The organism is Asticcacaulis sp. YBE204 (genome assembly GCF_000495855.1).
Lineage (GTDB): Bacteria > Pseudomonadota > Alphaproteobacteria > Caulobacterales > Caulobacteraceae > Asticcacaulis.
Window position 1 is genome coordinate 401,725 of sequence record NZ_AWGF01000001.1, and the last position, 21,644, is coordinate 423,368.

A 21,644-nucleotide genomic window follows, 5' to 3' on the forward strand; every position below is an offset into this window, starting at 1 on the left:
GGCAATCTCCCGGTGCAATTTTACCGACAGGCTAACAGTGGTATCCGGGATGTCAACTTACAGTCGCTTACAGCTTGGAGAGATCGAAACCACGCGCCGGATTGACCGGCGCGTCGCCCTGACGCAGTTCGACATAGACGCTGGTCGGCTTGTCGGTCAGGTTCGAGGTCCGCCCCAAAGGCTCGCCGCGCCCGACGGTTTTGCCCTGATCGACATAGACGCGGCCAAGGCCCGTAAGTACGACGCGGTAATCGCCGCCGACATTGAGGATGATCACCTGTCCATAGCCGTTGAGCGGGCCAGCATATTCGACCTCGCCTTCGCCGGGGGCACGGACCTGAGTCCCCGGTGCGGTTTCCAACCTCAGACCGCGCAAAAGCTGCCCGTCTATGGTCTCGCCGTAGCTGCCCTTGCGCGTCCCGACGACCGGGATTTGCAGGTTCAAGCCCTTGTCCGGCGCTTGCAGCGCCCGCAAGGGCGCCAGCCCGCGCAGTTCGCGTTGCCGGGCCTCAAGCTGAAGGTTGCGCGCCTCGATGGCGTCGGCCTCGCGCAGCAACTGGTCCTCCAGTTCGGCGCGCTGAGCCATCAGGCGTTCCAGTTGCTGCTGCTGTTCCGACACATCGCTTTCGGAGATGAACAGGGCCTCGTTTTGCAGGGCGGCGTCGCGGCGCAGCTTGATCAGGGTGCGGTTCTGATCCGACAGGGCCTGAGCGCGTTTTTTCAGTTCCGGCGTGATATCCTTGAGGATGATCGCCGCGATCACCGCGTCATTGGCCTTGCGCGACGACACAAAGATGGTCGGCGGCGGATTGCGCGAATAGATTTGCAAAGCGCTAAGCAGCCGCGCCTGTTTGTTGCGCATCGTCCCCAGCCGCCGGGTCATGTCGGTTTCGAGCAGGTTGAGTGCCACCAGTCGCGAGCGGTAAACGGCGGCGCGCTTTTCCGACGCGCCTTGCGTGCGGGCGATGTCGATCATCTGCTTGCGCAGGTTTTCGGCTTCCTGTGCGATCTGACGCGCCGACTGGCGTTTCTGTTCGCGCTTGCGGGCATTGGCGCGTAGTTCGGCACCGATCGTATTTAGCTCGGTTTCGGCCTGTTTCGACAGCGGTTTCTGGGCCGTTTGCGCCACAACTCCGCCCGTTCCGCACAGAACGAGGACGATCAGCGCGCCATGTTTCAGGCCGCGCAGAAATAGGGCGCGAAGGGTCATGTTAGTAGGGTAAGGTCTGAGGGTTAATGCGGCGTTAGGGAATAGCCTATCGCTTCTTGATTTGACAGTCGCGCGCGGTTGTTTTCTAATCGCCTTATCCTCAGGGAGTAGCCGGGGCCTTCGGGCTCCTGCAATGCCGTCAATACGAAGACAGTCCTGTCTGTCTTCCGGCTTTGCGGAATGTGCGTTGAAAACGCGCAGATGGCGAGACTGGGACCGGTATCCACCTGTCCAGCCCGTGAGGTTCCCATGTCTTCTGTCGGTACGCCGCTATTGTGGTCGCTGTTCGCGGCCTTTGTCGTCATCGCCCTGCTCATCGACTTTTTCGCCATGAACAAGCAGGGCGCGCATAAGGTCTCCCTGAAAGAAGCGGCTATCTGGTCGCTGATCTGGGTCGCCGCCAGCATGGCTTTTATGGGTTTTATCTGGTGGCGGTTAGGCGGCACGGGGCCTGAACCCGCCCTGGCCAATAGCAAGGCGCTGGAGTTCCTGACCGGCTATCTGGTCGAAAAAGCGCTTGCGGTCGACAATATCTTCGTCTTCCTCATGCTGTTCACCTATTTCGCCGTGCCCGCCGAATATCAGAAACGCGCCCTGATGATCGGTATCCTGACGGCGCTGGTGCTGCGCGGCGGCTTGATCCTGATCGGAGCGTGGGTCATCGCGCAGTTTCACTGGGTGCTTTATGTGTTCGGCGCGTTTCTCGTTTTCACGGGCATAAAGATGTGGCTGGCCGCCGGGAAAGAGCCCGATATGGAAGCCAATCCGGCGCTGAAATGGGTGCGCAAACATTTCACGATTTCACCGAATTACGACGGCGAAAAGTTTTTCACGCGGTTCAACGGCAAGCGATTGGCGACGCCGTTGCTGGTCGTGGTGCTGCTCATCGGGGTCATCGACGTGGTCTTTGCCGTGGATTCGATCCCGGCGATCTTCGCCATCACGACCGATCCGTTCATCGTCCTGACCTCGAACGTCTTTGCCATTCTGGGGTTGCGGGCGATGTATTTCCTGCTGGCGGGGATGCACGAACGTTTCCACCTTCTGCCCTACGGCCTGGCGCTGGTGCTGGTCTTCATCGGCACCAAGATGCTTTTGATCGATATCTACAAGATCCCGGTGACGTGGTCGCTGGGCGGCACGGCCTCGATCCTTGTCCTGACGGTGATCCTGTCGCTGCTGATCAAGCCGAAAAGTGCCCATCCGCACGGGGCCTTTCCGTTCAACGCCAAAGACGACAAGGAGAATGATTAGCGCGCATCTGATTCCAAAAACCGCTGCACACTTTTTGGGATGCGCTTAGTCTCTGTGATAGGGCGATCCGGCAAGGATGGTGGTCGCGCGGTACATCTGCTCGGCCAGCATCAGCCGGACAAGCGCATGCGGCCAGGTCTGCGGCCCGAAGGCCAGCGAGAAGCGCGCCGACTTGACCAGATCGGCATCCAGCCCATCCGCGCCACCAATCAGAAAGGCCAGCTTGCGTTCGCCGGAGTCTTTCAGCTTATCGACGCGCTGGGCAATCTGACGTGAGGTCAGCAGTTCGCCGCGTTCGTCGCAGGTGATCAGGCACACGCCGTCGCCCAGGGCCGTGCGGATGGCCTCGGCTTCGCGCGCCTTGTTGAGCACGGACTCTTGCGATTTGGCGGTCTTTTTGGGCTCGATCTCTAAAAGTTCGACCGGCCCGAGCCCCAGGGCCCGGCCGGTCTGCGTGGCGCGGCTGAGATAGTCGCGCGTAAGCGTATTTTCAGAGGTGTTGCCGAGCTTGCCGACCGCGGCCAGCAGCAGCCTCATCCTACTGGCGCAGCGGGTCGATCGTGTGGTTCGACGACACGGACCAGATCTTTTCGATATTGTAGAAGCTGCGGACTTCCGGACGGAACAGGTGAACCACCACGTCCCCGGCGTCGAGCAGCACCCAGTCGCAAGCCGGCAGGCCTTCGACGCGTACCTTGCCGAAGCCCTGTTCCTTCAACGCGCGCATGACGTGATCGGCCAAAGCGCCGACGTGACGGTGCGAACGGCCCGACGCGATGATCAGGGTATCGGCGACAGAGCTTTTGCCGCGCAGGTCGATGCAGACAATGTCCTGCGCCTTGTCGTCATCCAGCTTGGTGAGGATGGCGTGTTCAAGCGATTCCGCTTCAAATTCGACGGGGTTTTGGTCGATATCCACCGCCGCAGCGGCGGCAGGGGTTTCCGAATGCGCATCTTGCGCAAGCTGACGAGACAGTGTGTTACTCCTGAAAAGGGTATCCGTGTGGATAAGTTGGCCGTACCGTACCATAAATGCGGGTCCGGGTCACGGTTTGTATTTTAGTTTTTTGCTGACAGCCTTTGCGCCCGGATGGCGGTCGAGGACGCATTGTGCAGCGGTCCTTTGAGATAGACCCACGCGGGGGCTTTTTTGTCCGGCAGGATGTGGGCCTCGCGTTCCTTATAGCGATAGTGGGCGAAGCGCCGCGCGGTGGGCGACAGGCGGCTTTTCATCAGCACGCCGGGGCGCGAGACGATGGCGATGGGGATCATGCGGGCGATCTGCATCCAGCCGCGCCAGCGGTGGAACGAAGCCAGACTGTCGCCGCCCATGATCCACACGAACTTTACGCCCGGATAGCGGGCCTTGAGCGCGCGCAAGGTGTCGAGGGTATAGGTGGCGTTGATACGCGTCTCGAAATCCGAAATGATATCTTTCGGGCCGATAAACGGCTTGATGGCGGCGATGCGTTCGCTGAGCGGGGCCGTATCGCGCGTTGATTTCAGCGGGTTCTGCGGCGAGACCAGCCAGATGATGCGATCGAGCCCCAGCCGCCGTCGTGCGGTTTCGGCGACGTGGGCGTGGCCTTCGTGCGCCGGATTGAACGACCCGCCGAACAGGCCGATTTTCATGCCGCGCTCAAGGTGCAGCCCGGTCCTCAGCGCACCGCAGCGCAGGCTATGCACAATGGGGGCGGGACCGGCGAACCACATTTTCCGGGTCAGTTATCCCAGGGATTATAGGCGGTGGACGGCGGGTTTTCGGCGTGCTTCTCGGCCTTGTCGCCCGCGACGATCATCGAATGCACGACGAACAGAAGATCGCGCACGCCTTCGCCGGTGACGCCGGAAATCAGGTGAGGTGTCTGTTTCGAGGCCTTTTTCAGCTTTTTGACCAAGTCCTTGCGCGTATCGGCATCGAGCGCGTCCGCCTTGTTGATGACGACCAGCTCCGGACGTCCGGCCAGATCCTCGGCATAGGCGGCCAGTTCCTTGCGGATGACCTTATAGGCGCCGACCGGGTCTTCCTGTGTGCCGTCGATCAGGTGGATCAGCACCTTGGTCCGCTCGACGTGGCCCAGGAAGCGCGTGCCGAGGCCGGCGCCTTCCGACGCGCCTTCGATCAGGCCGGGGATATCGGCGATGACGAAGCGCTGTTCGGCGCCCAGGTCGATGACGCCGAGGTTCGGCGTCAGGGTCGTGAACGGATAGTCGGCAATCTTGGGTCGCGCGGCGGACGAAGCGGCGAGGAAGGTCGACTTCCCGGCATTGGGCAGGCCCAGAAGACCGGCATCGGCGATCAGTTTCAGACGCAGCCAGAGCCACTTTTCCTCGCCGTCCTGACCGGGCAGGGCGAAGTCGGGGGCCTGATTGACCGGGCCCTTGAAGCGCGTATTGCCCCAGCCGCCATTACCGCCCTTGGCCAGCATGATCTTCATGCCGACCGTATCGAGGTCGGCGATCAGGGTTTCGTGATCTTCCTCGAATACCTGAGTCCCGACGGGGACGCGCAGGATCAGGTCTTCGGCATTGGCACCGTGCATCTGACGGCCCATGCCGTGCGTGCCGGTATCGGCCTTGAAATGCTGGGCGTAGCGGTAATCGATCAGGGTGTTCAGACCGTCGACCGCCTCGATATAGACCGAGCCGCCCTTGCCGCCGTCGCCGCCGTCGGGTCCGCCGTTAGGGATGAACTTCTCGCGCCGGAACGACACGGAGCCCGCGCCGCCATTGCCCGAGCGGATGAAGATTTTACACTGGTCGAGGAATTTCATTGAGGTAATCGAACGGTTGAAGGCGGCCCCGCTGCTGCGGAAGCCGCCTTTGTGAACTAAGTCAGGGTGAAGATCAAATCCTTGCGCGCTTCTTATGCTCAAATCGAGAAAATGTCGCGCTTAAAATGACCGCTACAGAATCCGGATCATATGGACGGCCTCGTGCCGGCCTTCGCGCCCCATCGAGGTTTCCAGCGTCCGGCGGCCCGTATAGAGGAAGCCCGCCCGCGCCAGCATCCGCGCCGACGGATCGTTGTCGGCAAAGTGCGCGGCGTGCAGCACGCGGTGACCACCGAAGCGTTCCGCGTAGCCGATCAGGCCTTCCAGCGCCTCGAGGCCATAGCCGTGGCCTTGGAACTCCGGCGCGATGCAGATGCCGACCGAAGGACCGAACAGGTGCAATCCGCCGGTCTGACCGCAGGTCGCACGGTCAAGGCTGGTGATACCAATCAGGTTTTCGGACTCGTCGCGCACCGCAAAGACCGGCAAACGCGGCGACGAATTCATCCGCGCCTTATCTATAAAGGCCTTGGCGTCGAACGCGGTGAACGGATGCGCGATCGCATGGGTCATGCGCGCCACGGATTTGTGGGCAAAGACCTGACGCACATCATCGAGATCGTCCGGGCACAGGCCCGACAGATAGAGGCGCTTGGTCTGCACGGCATGGCTGACGCGACCAGCGAGGCGGCCAATAGCGGCGCGGTTGCTGAGGGGCAGGCTGTGGACTTCGGGTGTTCTGACGATCATGATATTCCCCGTTCGCTTCTTAAAAAAGAGGTGAACACACATGGCTTTTGCCACGCGCTTTGTTCGTTATGGCCCGATTTGTGCGGACCCCGAGTTAAAGTGTCGGGAGGTGTCGTTTCTTGTGTGACGTGAGAGTGACAGATCGCACATAAAAATACGGCCTCCCGTGCCCTCGCAGAAATAAAGATTCCGTAAGGAGCCGGTTTTACGAACGGGGAACTGGAGGGGAGGGCTTTGTTTTCGCGTAGCTTTTTTGCACGTGCGAAAACGAAAAGGGAGCCCGGAAACAAATCCGGACTCCCCGTTCAAAGGCAATGTCCAGATCGGCTTAAATTAAGCGCGATCTGTGACACATCTTTCAGATCGCTTATTCGGCAGCGATAGCGGCCGGAATGATCGACACATAGCAGCGGTTGTCGCGCTTAGTCGTGAACTTCACCACGCCGTTGGCGGTGGCGAAGAGGGTGTGGTCGCGGCCGAGGCCGACATTGTCACCCGGGAAGAACTTGGTGCCGCGCTGACGGACGAGGATGTTGCCCGCGAGGACGTTTTCCGAGCCGTACTTCTTTACGCCAAGGCGCTTGGATTCTGAATCGCGGCCGTTACGCGACGAGCCGCCGGACTTTTTGTGAGCCATTGTTGAACTCCTCTATAACGTTACGATTACGCTTCGTCGGAAGAGGCCTCAGTGGCCTTCTTCTTCGGAGCAGCTTTTTTCTTGGGGGCCGGAGCTTCTTCAGCGACCACGGTGTCAACGACCGGGGCTTCGACAGCGGCAGCAAGGCTGCGCGGCGCCAGGTTACGGGCGCGGGCGTCAAGCTCGGCCTTGGTCACCAGCGACACGGTGCCTTCCCAGGCGGCGGTCTTGCCGGCGCCGTTCAGCGAGGTGATACGGATGACCGTTTCGTGCTGACGGTGACCGTTGGTGCGGCGATAGCCCTGACGGCGGGTTTTCTTGAAGATCTTGACCTTCTTGCCCTTGCGGGTTTCGATCAGGGTGCCTTCGACCACAGCGCCTTCGACGACCGGAGCGCCGACAACGGCACCGGCGTCGTCGCCGACGAGGAGAACTTGGTCAAAGCGGATGGCGGCGCCTGCATCGCCTTCCAGCTTTTCAACGACGAGCAGATCGCCCGCCGAAACGCGGTATTGCTTACCGCCGGTCTTGATTACCGCATACATCGGTTTAGCCTCTAAGCTTTAGTGACTGGCAAACCCGAACGGTGATAAAACCTGCGGTTCGCGCAAAAAAGGATGATCCCCGTGAGGTTGCCCTCCGGGAGAAGAGGGGCGCTTTATATAGTTTTTGGCCTGTGAGTCAATCGCTCTTTGTCGGGCTTTTCCAACAAAATGAGGCCTTGCCGGATTCGCTCTGATATCGGAGCAAAACGGCGGTGTACAATCCAAGGCTTGATTTCAGTTGCCAAAAGCCTACTTAGAGCCGGACTGTATATCATATGAGAGCGCATCCCATGGCCGATACCGCAAACGCCGTCGCGAAAACCCCCGTCACCGTCCTGACCGGCTATCTGGGCGCGGGCAAGACGACGCTGCTCAACCGCATTCTGTCGGAAAACCACGGGCAGAAATACGCGGTCATTGTCAATGAGTTCGGTGAAATCGGCATCGATAACGACCTGATCGTCGGCGCCGACGAAGAAGTGTTCGAAATGAACAACGGCTGCGTCTGTTGCACGGTGCGTGGCGACCTGATCCGCATCCTTAGCGGCCTGATGAAGCGCAAGGGTCGTTTCGACGCCATCATCGTGGAAACCACGGGCCTCGCCGATCCCGGCCCGGTGGCCCAGACCTTCTTCGTCGACGAAGACGTCAAGGCGCGCACCTATCTCGACTCGGTGACAGCGCTGGTCGATGCCAAGCATTTCAAATCGGCCTTGGCCACCGACCGCGTGGTCAAGGAACAGATCGCCTTTGCCGACCATGTGATCCTCAACAAGACCGATCTGGTGACCGCCGCCGAGCTGGACGAGGTAGAGGCGCGCATCAAGGGCCTCAACCCGCTGGCCTCGATCCAGCGTGCCGAACGGTCTGGCGTCGAGATCACGAGCCTGCTCAACCAGCACCGCTTCTCGCTCGACAAGATGGAAACCATCGCCAATCACGACGAGCACGGCGTGGATTGCGGCGACGACTGCGGGCATGATCACCCCCATCATGGTCATGACCACGGACATCACCATCACGATCATGGGCACAACCCGGCACATGGTGAGCCCGGTCACGTTCATGACGAACATTGCGGCCACGATCACCATCATCATGACCATGCACATTCGCACCTGAACCCGATTCACGACGATGAAATCCGCTCGGTGTCGCTGTCGTCGGAAAAGCCGGTCGATGGCGTCAAGTTCACCAAGTGGCTCGACAAGCTGCTGGCCGAAAAGGGGCAGGACATCCTGCGCGCCAAGGGCATCCTCCACGTGCAGGGCGAAGAAAAGCGTCTGGTCTTTCAGGCCGTACACATGATCCTCGAAGGCGAACTGCAACAGCGCTGGCGCGAAGGCGAACACCGCCTGAGCCGCGCGGTCTTCATCGGTCGTCACCTTGATGACGCGGCGCTGAAGGCCGGGTTCGAGGCCTGTATTGTACAATAGCTCCCTCGCCCCTTTGGGGAGAGGGCTGGGGTGAGGGGGCACACTTCAGCGTCTGAGACGCCCCCTCACCCGGCTTAAAGACTTCGTCTTTGCGCCACCCTCTCCCCAAAGGGGCGAGGGGAATGATAGAGAGACCTATGCCCTTCGCTTTTGAGAAACATTTCGACGAATACGTCATCGCTGCCCTGTTCGATTCCGCCGACGATCCGGTAGTGGCTCTGGGCGATGGCCGCGTGGTGTTTCCCGATGTCGACGCGGTGTTTGAGCCGCACCCGAATGCCGGTATCCTGAGTGCGGTGATCCATCCGTCAGGCCTTGGCATTATCACCGGAGGCGACGACGGGCGCATCGTATGGACGACCAAGGACTCCGGTCCTATCGAGATCGCTCACATCAAGGGGGCGTGGTTCGACGCGATCGCTGCCAATGGGGCGGCCATGCTGATCGCGGCCTCGGCGGGCAAGAAGGTTTACGTCTTCGATATCGTCAAGAAGACCGCACCGGTGGTCTTCGAGCATACGGCCTCGATCGCCGACCTGACCTTCGACGCCAAGGGCCGCAAGCTTTACGGGGCCAGCTATAACGGCGTCGCTGTCTGGTTTTCGCGCATCGCCCAGCAAAAGCCCGTCCTGCTCAAATGGGCCGGTTCGCACACCAAAATCGCCATCAGTCCGGATGACAAGTTCCTGATTACCGCCATGCAGGAAAACGCCCTGCACGGCTGGCGGCTGTCGGACGCCAAGGACATGCGCATGGGCGGTTATCCGGCCAAGATCAAGTCGCTCGACTTCTTCGCCAAAGGCAAGCTGCTGGCGACGTCAGGGGCCAATGGCGCAGTCGTCTGGCCCTTTCTAAAGGCCAATGGTCCGATGGGCGAGGAGGCCTCCGAGATCAATGCCGAAGAATCGACCATGGTGACGGTCGTTGCCGGATCGGTCGAGGACACGCTGCTGGCCGCCGGGACCGAGGATGGACGCGTCTGGCTGGCGGAACTTCAGTCTACGGGTATCGACTGGATCAAGCGCGAAAAGGGCGCGGCGATCACGGCCTTGAGCGTGTCGGGAGAGGCCAATCGCCTGATATTTGGCGACGAAGACGGAAACGTGTATATATACGAGGCGGAGTAACCGATTTCATACTCCCCCACTTGTGGGGGAGATGTCGCGAAGCGACAGAGGGGGGCCTTGCGGTGGAAAGGCCCCCCACCGTCTTTTGCCTTCGGCAAAATCCACCTCCCCCGCGTGGCGGGGGAGTATTGATGGTGTGTACGGAGTTGTGGCCGTGGGGGCTAAGACAAAATTCGGCATAGGTCGCATATTGGTCATGCTGGTGGTAGGCGGGTTCGCGTTCAGCGTCCTGTCGGTCGCCGTGCATCGTTTTCTGCCGGTGCCGGTGACCTTTCTGATGGTGCAGCGTCTGGCCGAGGGCAAGGGCTACCACCACGAATGGGTGCCGCTATCGCGTATCTCCGACAACCTCAAGGTCTCGGTCATCGCCGCCGAAGACGCCAAGTTCTGTACGCACTACGGCTTCGACATGACCGCCATCGAGAAGGCCCAGCGCTCGAACGCGCGCGGGCGCAAGGTGCGCGGCGGCTCGACCATTTCGCAACAGACCGCCAAGAACGCCTTCCTGTGGCCGCAGCGCTCCTATGTGCGCAAGGGCGTCGAGGCCTACTACACCCTGCTGATCGAAACTCTGTGGTCCAAGAAACGGATCATGGAGGTCTATCTGAACAGCGCTGAATGGGGGCCGGGCATCTATGGCGCGGAGGCTGCCTCGCAATACTGGTTCGGCAAGTCGGCCTCGGAGCTGACGCGATCGGAGGCCTCGCGGCTGGCGGCCATTTTGCCGTCGCCGCTCAAGTGGAAGGCGGCCAATTCCGGCAAGTACGTCAAGCGCCGCTCCGGCAAGATCAGCGCCAATGCCGGCCTCGTCAAGCGCGAGGGCATCGAAACGTGCGTGCTGGATTAAAGGGGGCAAGGTGATTGAGGTTATTGAAACCGGTGGAATAACCGTTCTGTTTCACCTGGGCCTGGTTATCGCCGTGTCCGGTATTTGGTTGCATACGGCTTTTCAGCTTGTTTCCGGCACCCGAAAAGGTCGTCCGACCGACCGGGTTTATTATGCTCTGGTTCTGATCGCCATGTCGGCCATTTGGACCTCGACCTTGTTTTTTCTGGGGGCGGCTCTGGCGGAAAAGGACAAGTTCTTTGGCAGCACGGTTCATCATATGACCTGGGCGGTCGTGGTCTTGTGTCTGGGCTTGGCGGAAGTTTTTCGAGGGAAAGCCATCCGAGCCCACCGCAATAAAGAGCGGCGGGAATGGCCTTTCCTAAATAGAGCGCTTGATCACCGACATAACGATCCGTTGACGCGGGAGCAAAAACCGGCATCCGGCCTCACTTTGTTAATTGGCGTATTTTTCGTATTAGCAGGCAGTCTTACGCTCGGATATTACGCACTGAACGCAACGACTACCCTTCTGGCGCTCTCGTCCGACTGGCAAGCCGTGCTTCTCGCGCTCGTGGGTTTATTGAGTTAAGGTTACATCATTAACCTCTCTTGACGAACGCTTGAAAACGGCGTCACTTTCCCTCCGTATTTTCGCGCATGCTGGCCGCCCCGCAAAAGGCCGCGCGCTGCATTTTTCAGGAGGGTTTTGATGATCAAGCGTTTGTTGGTGTCCGTCGCAGGGCCTGCCCTGATCTCAGGTGTGCTGCTGTCGGGCTGTACCTCCATGCCGCCGGAAGCCCTGATCAAGGATATCGTTCCGCCCGCGCCGAAAGCGCCGTCGCTCACCGAAACCCCGGCCCCGCCGCCGGTCGTTGGCCCTACCGCCGAAGACGCCAAGGCCTATGTCGAGGCCGCAGAGGCGAAGCTCGCCACCATGGGGGAATACGCCGCCCGTGTGCAGTGGGTGCGCAACACCTATATCACCTACGACACCATGTGGCTGGAATCGAAGGCCAATGCCGACTACACCGAAGCCAATGTCAAGCTGGCCATGGGCGCGGCCAAGTTCAACGACGTGCAGGTCGACGAGGTCACCCGCCGCAAGCTGAACCTGCTCAAGCTGTCCCTGACGCTGCCCGCCGCCGACAAGCCCGGCGCGGCCGAGGAAATGGCCAAGCTGGCCACCTCGCTCGACTCGACCTACGCAACGGGGAAATTCACCTATAAGGGCAAGGTCTATACGCTGGACGACGCGTCGGAGGTCATGGCGACCTCGCGCGATCCGGTCCTGCTGCGCGCCATGTTCGAAGGCTGGCGCACCATTTCCGTGCCGATGAAGGGCGACTATACCAAGCTGGCGGCGTTGGCCAATGAAGGCGCCAAGGGGCTCGGATTTGCCGATACCGGCGCTTTGTGGCGCTCGAATTACGATATGGGACCGGATGAATTCGCCGCGGAAACCGACCGCCTGTGGGGGCAGGTCGAGCCCTTCTATCAGAACCTGCACTGCTATGTCCGTCGCAAGCTGAATGAAAAGTACGGCGACGCGGTGCAACCGAACAAGGGCCCGATCCGCGCCGACCTGCTCGGCAATATGTGGGCACAGGACTGGGCCAATATCTACGACGTGGTCGCCCCCAAGAACATCAAGGGCTCCAGCTATTCGCTCGACAAACTGCTGGTCGCCAAGAAGTACGATGCGACGAAGATGGTCAAGACGGGCGAGGGCTTCTATACCTCGCTGGGCCTTGCCGCCCTGCCGCAGACCTTCTGGGAACGTTCTCAGATCGTGCGCCCGAAAGACCGCGAAGTCGTCTGCCACGCCTCGGCCTGGGACGTCGACAATATCGACGATCTGCGCATCAAGATGTGTACCAACGTCAATGGCGAGGACTTCTATACGGTCCACCACGAACTGGGTCACAACTACTATCAGCGTGCCTATAAGGACCAGCCGTTCCTGTTCAAGAACGGCGCCAATGACGGCTTCCACGAGGCTATCGGCGACTTCATCGGCCTGAGCGCCGTGACCCCGGTCTATCTCAACCAGATCGGCTTGCTCGATAAGGTGCCGGGCGAGTCCGAGGACATCCCCTACCTGCTGAAAATGGCACTTGGCAAGGTGGCTTTCCTGCCGTTCGGCCTGATGGTCGACCGCTGGCGCTGGGAAGTCTATTCCGGCAAGATCACGCCGGCGCAGTACAACAGCCGCTGGTGGGAGCTGGTCAATCAGTATCAGGGCCTGACGCCGCCGGGCGTGCGTCCGACCGATGCCTTCGATCCGGGCGCCAAGTATCACGTGCCGGGTAACGTCCCCTATACGCGTTACTTCCTCGCCCACATCTATCAGTTCCAGTTCCAGAAGGCCGCCTGCGATCAGATCGGCTGGAAAGGCCCGCTGCATCGCTGCTCGATCTACGGCCACAAAGAGGTCGGCACGAAGTTCAACGCCATGCTGGAGATGGGGCAGTCGAAGCCCTGGCCGGACGCGCTGGAAAGCTTCACGGGCACACGTCAGACCGATGCTTCGGCGGTGGCGGAGTACTTCAAACCGCTCAACGAATGGCTGATCGTGCAGAACAAGGGTCAGCAGTGCGGGTGGTAGGACTGGCTTTGCTTTTTTAACCTGCCGCGCGGAATAGAAAACGGAGAAGGGGAGCCTTCTCCGTTTTCGTTATAACAGGCTATAATTGTGCAGACTGCGCCTAGGCCAGCTTGATTTCGCGCAGGCGCTGCTGGAGGAAGTCGTTGGCGGTAATCGACTGACCCGCATACTGGTCCGGGCGTTCGGCGGTGATCGTGCCGGGCAGGGTTTCGATCACGTAAGGGCTTTCGAAATGCAGGAAGAACGGCATCGAATAGCGTGAGAAGCCCTTGCGCGATTCCGCCGGATTGACGACGCGATGGATCGTCGAGGGCAGGACGTGATTGGTCAGGCGCGACAGCATGTCGCCGATATTGATGACGATGGCTCCCGGCGGCGGCGTAATCGGCAGCCACGACCCGTCGCGGTCGAGCAGTTGCAGACCCGGTTCTTCCGCTCCCATCAGCAGCGTAATCGCGTTGATATCACCGTGCGCCCCGGCGCGCACACTGGCCCCGGCCTTGTCCACCGGCGGGTAGTGCAGCATTCGCAGGACCGAATTGCCCAGTTCGACCTTGTCGTCGAAGAAGGCCGGATCGAGTTTGAGATAGATGGCGATGGCCTTGAGCACCTTCTTGCCGAGGCCGTCGAGCGCCGCATAAAGCGCCTGAAACGTCTCTTTGAACTCAGGCACCTCGGTGGGCCAGATATTGTCGCGCATATGGTCGCGATAGGGATGGTCTTCGGGCAGGTCGCGGCCGATGTGGTAAAACTCTTTCAGGTCGCTGGCCGTATAGCCCTTGGCGGTTTCGACGCCGAACGGCGTATAGCCGCGCGCGCCGCCCTTGCCCTTTTCGTGGTGGGCGGTCTTGGTGTCGACCGGCAGCTCGAAATAGTCTTTCGCCAGCGCATAGGCCTTGTCCACCAGGGCTTTGTCGAGACCCGCGCCGTCCTTGTCGAACAGGCCCGACAGCACCGCAAAGCCGTAGCGCTCGAACGACGACCCCAGTTTCTGCGAGAAGGCAGACAGGTCTGTATCATAGAGCGACAGGGGCACCGGCTCGATCGCGGGCGCGGTGGACAGGGGCGCGGAATCGTAAAGGGCGGTGTCGGACATGGCTTACTCTTTTGGTGCTTTCAGATGATACTTTTATGACGATGCAGGCATCGCCATGCAAGCGGATAAATGGTCGCGGCACGCGCGTATTTTCAGAACCGTGCGCTGCTTTTCGTTCATTTGGAGCCGCTGACCCGCGCAATAGTATCACAGTGAGCGACTCATGTATGCTGTTGCGCGATTTTTTGATTGCAGCGACGGCGCGGGTGTCGTTTTGATGCGAACATATTTAGTGTCGCGTAATGGCGTTTTTCGGGCGGTTTCCACGGGTGGTCAGGGTTAGGTTTCGGTTCGGCAAGATTTTGACCGCGGGCGTCTTCGCCCTGTCGGCGGTGGCCCTGTGCGCGCTCGGCTGGCCGGTGGCGGCGCAGCTCCTGCCCGAAGAACCCGCCAATGCCGAAGCGCTCGACAGCCTCGATCCGGCCCTGCAACCGGTCAATTCGACACAGGCGCTGAAAACGTCGGAACAGTCGGTGGTGCGCGTGCTGGTCGTCTATCGCGGCTACGGCGGCGTGCCGCTCGATGCGGTCGGCATGGGATCGGGGTTCGTCGTCGCGCCGGGCTATATCGTCACCAACTACCACGTCATCGAAACCCCGCCCGAAGCGACCTCGGCGGAAATCTATATCGTCCCACACAAGGATTCCGGTGCCGCCTATCAGCAGGTGACGCTGGCCCGCCCATGGATGGAGGGCGATCTGGCGCTGCTGCGCGCCGAAGGGCTCAAGATCGCACCGCTCAAACTGTCGCTGGTGCCGCAAAAAAACCAGCAGGTCGTGGCTATGGGCTATCCCGGCATTACCGACCGTCTGCTCAAGCGCGGCGGCACGGAGTTGCTTGAGCCCGCCGATGCCTATGTGACGCAAGGCTCGATCGCGCTGTTCGCCTCGACCAACCCGGACGGCTCACGCGTCGACACGCTGTTTCATACGGCCCCGATCAATCCGGGTAATTCCGGCGGACCGCTGATGGACGAATGCGGTCAGGTCGTCGGCGTCAACACCTGGTCGGCGGTGTCGACCATGTCCGAAGGCGGCGACATGGATGTCCCGGCGGGCCAGTATGTGGCGACCCACGTCTCGGCGCTCAACACCTTTCTGCAATCGGCGGGCGTGCCGGTTCAGACGACATCCGACCCCTGTTACGCCAAGACCGCCGACGAAATCGTCAAGGATGAAGGCCTGTCGAAGGCCCTGGCCGCCTATCGCGACGCTCAGGCCAAGCGTATCGAGGAGCAGCGCAAGGCCGAACAGCTGAACGCCGTTATGGATCAATTGCAACTGGGGGCGCTGGTCCTGTTGTCGTTGCTGGTCGTCGTGCTGATCGCCCTGATCATCCGCCGCCGCCCACACAAGGAAAAGGACGCGCCGACGGCCTACAGCGCGCCCACCGCCGATGATGCGGCGACCCTGAACCCGGCGCTGTCGATCCCCAATCCGCGCGCCCGTCCGGTCGTCAAAACGCCGGAACCGGTCGAGAAAAAAGTCCATGCCAAACATCCTTTCCCGTGGGGCTGGATCGCGCTGGGCACCGTCGTCGTGCTGATCGCGCTCGGTTTCGTCCTGCGCGAAAGCCCGATGTTCCAGAAAATGTCGCAAAAGACCGAAGTTTCCGCCGTCAGTCCGGCGATCATGCGTTTAAACTGCGATGTCGATCTCAAGGCCTCGCCGAAGCCGCTGGCCGGGGTGGGGCCCATCGATTTCGAATTCGACGCCGCCCATGCCTGCGTCAGCGGCCGTACACCCTACGAAGTGCAGCCCAATGGCACGCTGTTGCGCTTTACCGTATCGGACGCCGAACCGGTCGCGGCGCGGCTGGAGCTGTCGCGCGACGGTCTGGTCTTCAAACGCAGCGATTATCGCCTGAGCGACGAGGCGCACCGGTCCTATGTGTCGCAGCGTCAGGCGCTCGGTTCGCTGCGTTGTGTGAGCGGTAAAGATACCGGACAATCGGAAGCGTTGAAGGACAATCTGCGTAAGGTTCGCACGCTGGCGCAATCTTTTCTGACCGCCGGACCGGAGACTGAAACGGTGTGGAAATGCCGTAAAGCGCCTGAGAAAACTTCGTAGCCAGATCGGTTTTTTATATTTCTGCGTTAAGATTTTACGACAACCTTAACGAATCCTTATTTCCCGTACATTGGCTATTTATGCCCTTCATCATAGGTTCATGTGAAAGGGGCTAACTGTGCCTTCAGAGGCGTCCCATCGATGCCGGATAAACCTACGGAGAGACCAAAATGCGTAATTTTGCTGGACTGAAAGTCTTTGGCGCCTTGACCGGCCTCGCGCTGCTGACGGCGGCCTGCACGACCACCGACCCGAACACCGGCGAAGTCGTGCGCGACAACACCAAGACCAATGCCCTGATCGGGGCCGCTGCCGGTGCAGCGCTCGGCTACGCCACCAATACCAACAAGGGTGAGCAGGGTCGCAAGAATGCCGTCATCGGCGCCGGTATCGGCGCGCTGTCGGGCGCGGCCATCGGCAACTACATGGACAAGCAGCAGGCCGAACTGCGCAAGGAACTGGCCGGTACGGGCATCGGTGTGACGCGTAACGGCGACAACATCATCCTGAACATGCCGTCCGACGTGACGTTTGCCACCGGCAGCTCGACCATCGAGTCCGGCTTCTATTCGACGCTGAACGACGTGGCCACTGTGCTGAACAAGTATCCCTCGACCTATGTCGATATCGTCGGTCACGCCGATTCGACCGGTTCGGACGCTATCAACGAGCCGCTGGCCGAAAACCGCGCCAATTCGACTGCGGCCTACCTGACCGGTCGTGGCGTCGCCAATCAGCGTCTGTTCGTCGCGGGCATGGGCTCGCGTCAGCCGATCGCCTCGAACGCGACCCCGGAAGGCCGCGCCAAGAACCGTCGCGTGGAAATCACCCTGCGCCCGGTGACGGAGTAAACCTCTCTTTAACCCTGTTTCGTCAGGGGATTGAAACGGCTTTAGACTAAGCTGGGCGGCATGGAACATTCATGCCGCCCTTTGTCTGTCCGCCGCCTGCCCCTGCTGGGGGCTGAGGTCGATGTCGTCACACCGGACATGGTGATGGACTTCATCAGCACCGCGCGCGGGCAGAAGGCCATCGTCGCCAACCACAATCTGCACAGCCTGTACCTGTTCCAGAAGCGCGCCGACATGCGCCGCTTTTACGATCACGCGGCCCTGATCGAGATCGATTCCGTGCCGATGATCGCCTGGGCGAAATTGATGGGGCACAACGTGTCGCGCGCCCACCGCTGCACCTATCTCGATTTCCGCGACACCTTCTGGAGCCGCGCCGTGACCGAAGGCTGGCGCGTCTATCATATCGGCGGCGCGCCGGAACATAATGCCGCGTCGAAACAGGCTATCCTCAGGCGCCATCCCGATGCACAGCTTGAGGTCCGCAGCGGCTATTTCGACGTCAATGGTCCGGCCAACGACCTGTTGCTCGCCGATATCGCCGCGCATAAGCCCGATGTGCTGCTGGTCGGTATGGGGATGCCGCGTCAGGAGACGTGGATACTCAACAATCTCGACCGCCTGCCCGATTGCGTCATCCTCCCCGTAGGTGCGGCCTTCGATTATGAGGCCGGGGTCATGTACACGCCGCCGCGCTGGGCCGGGCAGATGGGCGTCGAGTGGCTGGTGCGCTTTTTCCACGAGCCGAAACGCCTGTTTGAGCGCTATTTCGTCGAGCCGTGGGTGCTTATCCCGCAAATGCTGGGTGATCTCAAGCAACGCAGCAAGCGAACGGTCTAGGATATTAACCAATATTTCAGCGGCGCGCGCGACAATCTCTCGACGAGTGATAGGGATTTCGAGCGTATGGCTGATATTTTCAGGGATTTCGCGCCGCAGGGCGATCCGGTCAAGGGCCAGTCGGTCCTGATCACCGGCGGTACGGGCAGTTTCGGTCGCAAGCTGGTCAAGACCCTGCTGGAGCAGTACGACCCGAAAAAGGTCATCATCCTGTCGCGCGACGAACTCAAGCAGTACGAGATGCGCTGCGAGCTGGAAGAAACCTTTCCGCCGGAAAAACTGGCTAAGCTGCGCTTTTTCCTCGGCGATGTGCGCGACCGTCCGCGTCTGGAACTGGCCTTCCGCAGCGTCGATATCGTGGTCCATGCCGCCGCCCTGAAACAGGTGCCCGCCGCCGAATATAATCCGTCTGAATGCATCGCGACCAATGTTAACGGCGCGGAAAACGTCGTCTGGGCCTGCCTGCAACAAGGCGTGAAGCGTGTCGTGGCGCTATCGACCGACAAGGCCTGCTCGCCGATCAACCTTTATGGCGCGACCAAGCTGGCCTCGGACAAGATTTTCGTCGCCGCCAACAACCTGTCCGGCGATATCGGCACGCGGTTCTGCGTCGTGCGTTACGGCAATGTGGTGGGGTCGCGCGGTTCGGTCGTACCCTATTTCAAGCGGCTGCTGGCGCAGGGTGCCAAGGATCTGCCGATCACCGATCCGCGCATGACGCGCTTCTGGATATCACTCACTCAGGGCGTCGATTTCGTCCTGTCGTGTCTGGAAACGACGCGCGGCGGCGAAATCTTCGTGCCCAAGATCCCGGCCACCACCGTCAGCGATCTGGCGACCGCTCTGGCCGCCGATGTGCCGCAGCGGACCATCGGCATTCGCCCGGGTGAAAAGCTACACGAAATCATGATCTCGGCCGACGATTCCCGCGCCACCTGGGAGTTGGACGACCGCTATATGATCGAGCCGGAATTCGTCGAATATCCGCGTGACGGCGCCGAAACGGTCGGCGCGAAAAAGGTCGAAGAAGGCTTCGCCTATTCCAGCGACATCAACCCCGAACGCCTCGATGTCGAGGGTATTCGCGCTATGATGGAAGCCTATTTCGCGTGAGCGGGTTTTTGCCTTACGGACGGCAATCGATCGACGACAGCGACATCGCCGCCGTCGTCGAGGCCCTGCGCTCCGACTACCTGACGACCGGCCCGATGGTCGAGCGCTTCGAGCGCGAACTGGCCGCAACCGTTGGCGCGAAAGAAGCCGTAGTCGTGTCGAACGGCACGGCGGCCTTGCATCTGGCGGTTCTGACGCAGAATCTGGGTCCGAATGACGTCGTCATCGTGCCGTCGATCACCTTTGCCGCTTCGGCCAATTGTGTTGCCTATTGCGGTGCGCAGGTGGTGTTCGCCGATGTCGATCCGCTGACCGGTCTGATCACGGATGAAAGCTTCGATGCGGCCCTGAGCCTGATCGATAACCTTGGTTATCGCTTTGCCGGAGCCATTTCCGTTCACTATGCCGGTCGCCCGGTCGACCTAAGCCACATCGCGGCGACCTGTCAGGCGCGCGGGGCGTTCCTGATCGAAGACGCCTGTCATGCGCTGGGGACGTCCGGCGCGCAAGGCTCGGTCGGGTCGTGTGCGGCCTCGGATATGGCCGTCTTCTCCTTCCATCCGGTCAAGACCCTGACGACTGGCGAGGGCGGGGCAATCACCACTAATGATCCTGATCTGGCGCGGAAACTGCGCCTCCTGCGCAGCCACGGCATCGAGCGCGATCCGGCGCAGTTCGAGGGGCTCGGCTATGGCGACAGCGACGACACCGGGCCGTGGGTCTATGAAATGCAGGCACTGGGGTTCAACTACCGCCTGCCGGACCTCAATTGTGCGTTGGGCGTGGCGCAACTGAAGCGCCTACCGCAGTTCATCGAGCGCCGTAAAGCGCTGGTCGCGGCCTACGAAGCCCTTTTCAAGACTAACCTGTCTGTCTCGTGGCCGTCGCCGGATGCCGTCACCGATCCGGTGTTTCATCTGATGGCCGTGGCGATCGACTTTACCGCAGGCAAGCCCCGCGCTCAGGTCATGACCGAACTGAAATCTCACGGCATCGGCACGCAGGTTCACTATATCCCCGTGCATCGCCAGCCTTGGTGGCAAACGCAACGGGCCGCACGCGATCTGCCGGGGGCCGATGCCTTTTACCGTTCGACCCTGTCCCTGCCGCTCTATCCCGACATGACCGACGCCGATCCGGCGAGGGTGGTCGAGGCGTTGAAAGCGGTGCTCGGATGACCGCCCTCCTTTTATACTCCCCCAGCTTGCTGGGGGAGGTGGATTTGAGACCAGAGGTCTCAAAGACGGAGGGGAGCTCGGAAAGGCGACGCATCGCCTCTGTATTATCTACACGAGCCCCCACCACCACATCCGCATCGGCGGTCCGATCACTTGCTTCGCAAGCTCGTGCGGTCCCAACGCTTGCGAAAGCTATACTTTCGCTGCGCTATACCCCAGTAAACTGGGGAGGTATAAGGTTAGCAGCATGACCCCCGAAATCACCATTGCCGGACGCCGGATCGGCGCGGCACACAGCCCCTATATCATCTGCGAATTGTCGGGGAACCATAACGGGTCGCTCGACCGGGCGCTGGCTCTGGTCGACGCCGCCGCTGATACGGGCTGCGATGCCATCAAGTTGCAAACCTATACCGCCGACACCATCACGCTCAACTCCGACCGCCCGGAGTTTCAGCTGACCGGCGGCATGTGGAAAGGCTATTCGCTCTACGACCTCTATGCCGAGGCCCACACGCCGTGGGACTGGCATCCGGCCCTGTTCGAGCGGGCGGCGAAACGCGGCGTGACGATGTTTTCGTCGCCGTTCGACGATACGGCTGTCGATTTCCTCAACGACCTCGGCGCGCCGGCGTTCAAGATCGCCTCGTTCGAGTTGGTCGACCTGCCGCTGGTCGCCTATGCCGCGTCGAAAGGCAAGCCGCTGATCATGTCGACCGGCATGGCCAATCTGGAGGAAATCGCCGCTGCCGTGGACACCGCGCGCAAATTCGGCACGGGCGAGATCGTTCTGCTCCATTGCGTCAGCGAATACCCGGCCAATATCCACGACGCCAATGTCCGCGTCGTCCCGGACCTCGGTGCGAAGTTCGGCGTGCCGTCTGGCCTGAGCGACCATACCTTCGGCACCGCGGCGTCTGTGGCGTCGGTGGCGCTGGGTGGTTGCGTGATCGAGAAACATTTCACGCTGGCCCGCGCCGACGGTGGTCCGGATTCGGGCTTCTCGCTGGAGCCCACCGAATTCACATCGTTGGTCAGAGACTGCAAGGACGCCTGGGCTGCGCTGGGTCATATCCATTACGACACACTGGGCTCGGAGCGTGGCTCGAAACAGTTCCGCCGTTCGCTCTACGTGGTTGAAGACATCAAGGCGGGTGAGCCCTTCACCAAAGTCAATGTCAAGTCGATCCGTCCCGGCCTCGGCCTGCCGCCGGTGCGCCTGTGGGACGTGCTGGACAAGACGGCGTCGCGCGATATCGTGCGGGGCGAACCGCTCAGCGATGATATGATCGGCTGACATGGCGGCAAGGGGGGCGGCAAGGGGGGAACG

General features: G+C 60.8%; 21 protein-coding genes. 12 read left to right on the forward strand and 9 right to left on the reverse strand.

What is annotated here, in order from left to right; all coding sequences use genetic code 11:
• Positions 1-67: 67 nt before the first annotated feature.
• Positions 68-1,210, reverse strand: coding sequence for a murein hydrolase activator EnvC (locus AEYBE204_RS22770; protein WP_023460684.1), 1,143 nt, complete (start codon positions 1,208-1,210; stop codon positions 68-70).
• A gap of 249 nt (positions 1,211-1,459) precedes the next feature.
• On the opposite strand from AEYBE204_RS22770, the gene AEYBE204_RS22775 reads away from it, so the two are divergent.
• Positions 1,460-2,464 (forward strand): TerC family protein, encoded by a 1,005-nt coding sequence (locus tag AEYBE204_RS22775; protein WP_023460685.1) that lies wholly within the window; start codon positions 1,460-1,462, stop codon positions 2,462-2,464.
• A gap of 45 nt (positions 2,465-2,509) precedes the next feature.
• On the opposite strand, the gene rlmH is transcribed toward AEYBE204_RS22775, so the two are convergent.
• From rlmH to rplU, 7 genes are all read right to left on the reverse strand, one after another.
• A complete protein-coding gene (gene rlmH / locus AEYBE204_RS22780; protein ID WP_023460686.1) occupies positions 2,510-3,001 on the reverse strand; it encodes a 23S rRNA (pseudouridine(1915)-N(3))-methyltransferase RlmH in 492 nt (163 codons plus the stop codon).
• Position 3,002: 1 nt separating this feature from the next.
• Positions 3,003-3,383 carry a ribosome silencing factor gene (gene rsfS / locus AEYBE204_RS22785; RefSeq protein ID WP_023460687.1) on the reverse strand — a complete coding sequence of 127 codons (381 nt, stop codon included), beginning with the start codon at positions 3,381-3,383 and terminating at the stop codon, positions 3,003-3,005.
• 140 nt (positions 3,384-3,523) lie between these two features.
• Positions 3,524-4,177, reverse strand: coding sequence for a nicotinate-nucleotide adenylyltransferase (locus tag AEYBE204_RS22790; RefSeq protein ID WP_023460688.1), 654 nt, complete (start codon positions 4,175-4,177; stop codon positions 3,524-3,526).
• A gap of 8 nt (positions 4,178-4,185) precedes the next feature.
• On the reverse strand, positions 4,186-5,238 hold the full coding sequence (gene obgE / locus AEYBE204_RS22795) for a GTPase ObgE (protein ID WP_023460689.1): 1,053 nt from the start codon (positions 5,236-5,238) through the stop codon (positions 4,186-4,188).
• A gap of 132 nt (positions 5,239-5,370) precedes the next feature.
• Complete coding sequence (locus AEYBE204_RS22800; RefSeq protein WP_023460690.1) at positions 5,371-5,988, reverse strand: GNAT family N-acetyltransferase; 618 nt, start codon at positions 5,986-5,988, stop codon at positions 5,371-5,373.
• Between the two features lie 367 nt (positions 5,989-6,355).
• Complete coding sequence (gene rpmA / locus AEYBE204_RS22805) at positions 6,356-6,625, reverse strand: 50S ribosomal protein L27 (RefSeq protein ID WP_023460691.1); 270 nt, start codon at positions 6,623-6,625, stop codon at positions 6,356-6,358.
• Between the two features lie 26 nt (positions 6,626-6,651).
• Entirely contained in the window at positions 6,652-7,170 is a 519-nt protein-coding gene (rplU, locus tag AEYBE204_RS22810; protein WP_023460692.1) for a 50S ribosomal protein L21, read from the reverse strand.
• Between the two features lie 290 nt (positions 7,171-7,460).
• Here rplU and AEYBE204_RS22815 point away from each other — a divergent pair, with 290 nt between their 5' ends.
• The 5 genes from AEYBE204_RS22815 (at position 7,461) to AEYBE204_RS22835 (ending at position 13,167) form a co-directional block, all read left to right on the forward strand.
• Positions 7,461-8,606: a GTP-binding protein gene (locus AEYBE204_RS22815; RefSeq protein ID WP_023460693.1), complete on the forward strand. Its 1,146-nt coding sequence runs from the start codon at positions 7,461-7,463 to the stop codon at positions 8,604-8,606.
• Positions 8,607-8,743: 137 nt separating this feature from the next.
• The gene (locus AEYBE204_RS22820) at positions 8,744-9,733 is read left to right on the forward strand and encodes a WD40 repeat domain-containing protein (RefSeq protein ID WP_023460694.1); all 990 of its coding nucleotides are present in this window, start codon (positions 8,744-8,746) and stop codon (positions 9,731-9,733) included.
• 154 nt (positions 9,734-9,887) lie between these two features.
• The gene (mtgA, locus tag AEYBE204_RS22825) at positions 9,888-10,580 is read left to right on the forward strand and encodes a monofunctional biosynthetic peptidoglycan transglycosylase (RefSeq protein WP_023460695.1); all 693 of its coding nucleotides are present in this window, start codon (positions 9,888-9,890) and stop codon (positions 10,578-10,580) included.
• A 10-nt stretch (positions 10,581-10,590) separates the two neighbouring features.
• Positions 10,591-11,151 (forward strand): hypothetical protein, encoded by a 561-nt coding sequence (locus AEYBE204_RS22830; RefSeq protein ID WP_023460696.1) that lies wholly within the window; start codon positions 10,591-10,593, stop codon positions 11,149-11,151.
• A gap of 120 nt (positions 11,152-11,271) precedes the next feature.
• Positions 11,272-13,167 (forward strand): M2 family metallopeptidase, encoded by a 1,896-nt coding sequence (locus tag AEYBE204_RS22835; RefSeq protein WP_023460697.1) that lies wholly within the window; start codon positions 11,272-11,274, stop codon positions 13,165-13,167.
• 100 nt (positions 13,168-13,267) lie between these two features.
• Here the strand turns inward: AEYBE204_RS22835 and AEYBE204_RS22840 are convergent, their stop codons facing one another.
• Positions 13,268-14,263 carry an isopenicillin N synthase family oxygenase gene (locus AEYBE204_RS22840; protein WP_023460698.1) on the reverse strand — a complete coding sequence of 332 codons (996 nt, stop codon included), beginning with the start codon at positions 14,261-14,263 and terminating at the stop codon, positions 13,268-13,270.
• A gap of 302 nt (positions 14,264-14,565) precedes the next feature.
• On the opposite strand from AEYBE204_RS22840, the gene AEYBE204_RS22845 reads away from it, so the two are divergent.
• The 6 genes from AEYBE204_RS22845 (at position 14,566) to pseI (ending at position 21,611) form a co-directional block, all read left to right on the forward strand.
• Positions 14,566-16,332 (forward strand): S1C family serine protease, encoded by a 1,767-nt coding sequence (locus AEYBE204_RS22845; RefSeq protein WP_023460699.1) that lies wholly within the window; start codon positions 14,566-14,568, stop codon positions 16,330-16,332.
• Between the two features lie 170 nt (positions 16,333-16,502).
• The gene (locus AEYBE204_RS22850; RefSeq protein WP_023460700.1) at positions 16,503-17,183 is read left to right on the forward strand and encodes an OmpA family protein; all 681 of its coding nucleotides are present in this window, start codon (positions 16,503-16,505) and stop codon (positions 17,181-17,183) included.
• Positions 17,184-17,243: 60 nt separating this feature from the next.
• On the forward strand, positions 17,244-18,023 hold the full coding sequence (locus tag AEYBE204_RS22855) for a WecB/TagA/CpsF family glycosyltransferase (protein ID WP_023460701.1): 780 nt from the start codon (positions 17,244-17,246) through the stop codon (positions 18,021-18,023).
• Positions 18,024-18,089: 66 nt separating this feature from the next.
• Positions 18,090-19,136 (forward strand): UDP-N-acetylglucosamine 4,6-dehydratase (inverting), encoded by a 1,047-nt coding sequence (gene pseB / locus AEYBE204_RS22860; protein ID WP_023460702.1) that lies wholly within the window; start codon positions 18,090-18,092, stop codon positions 19,134-19,136.
• Positions 19,133-20,314 (forward strand): UDP-4-amino-4,6-dideoxy-N-acetyl-beta-L-altrosamine transaminase, encoded by a 1,182-nt coding sequence (gene pseC, locus AEYBE204_RS22865; protein ID WP_023460703.1) that lies wholly within the window; start codon positions 19,133-19,135, stop codon positions 20,312-20,314. The genes pseB and pseC overlap by 4 nt, the downstream gene beginning before the upstream one ends.
• A 247-nt stretch (positions 20,315-20,561) precedes the next feature.
• Positions 20,562-21,611: a pseudaminic acid synthase gene (gene pseI, locus AEYBE204_RS22870; RefSeq protein ID WP_023460704.1), complete on the forward strand. Its 1,050-nt coding sequence runs from the start codon at positions 20,562-20,564 to the stop codon at positions 21,609-21,611.
• Positions 21,612-21,644 lie beyond the last annotated feature (33 nt).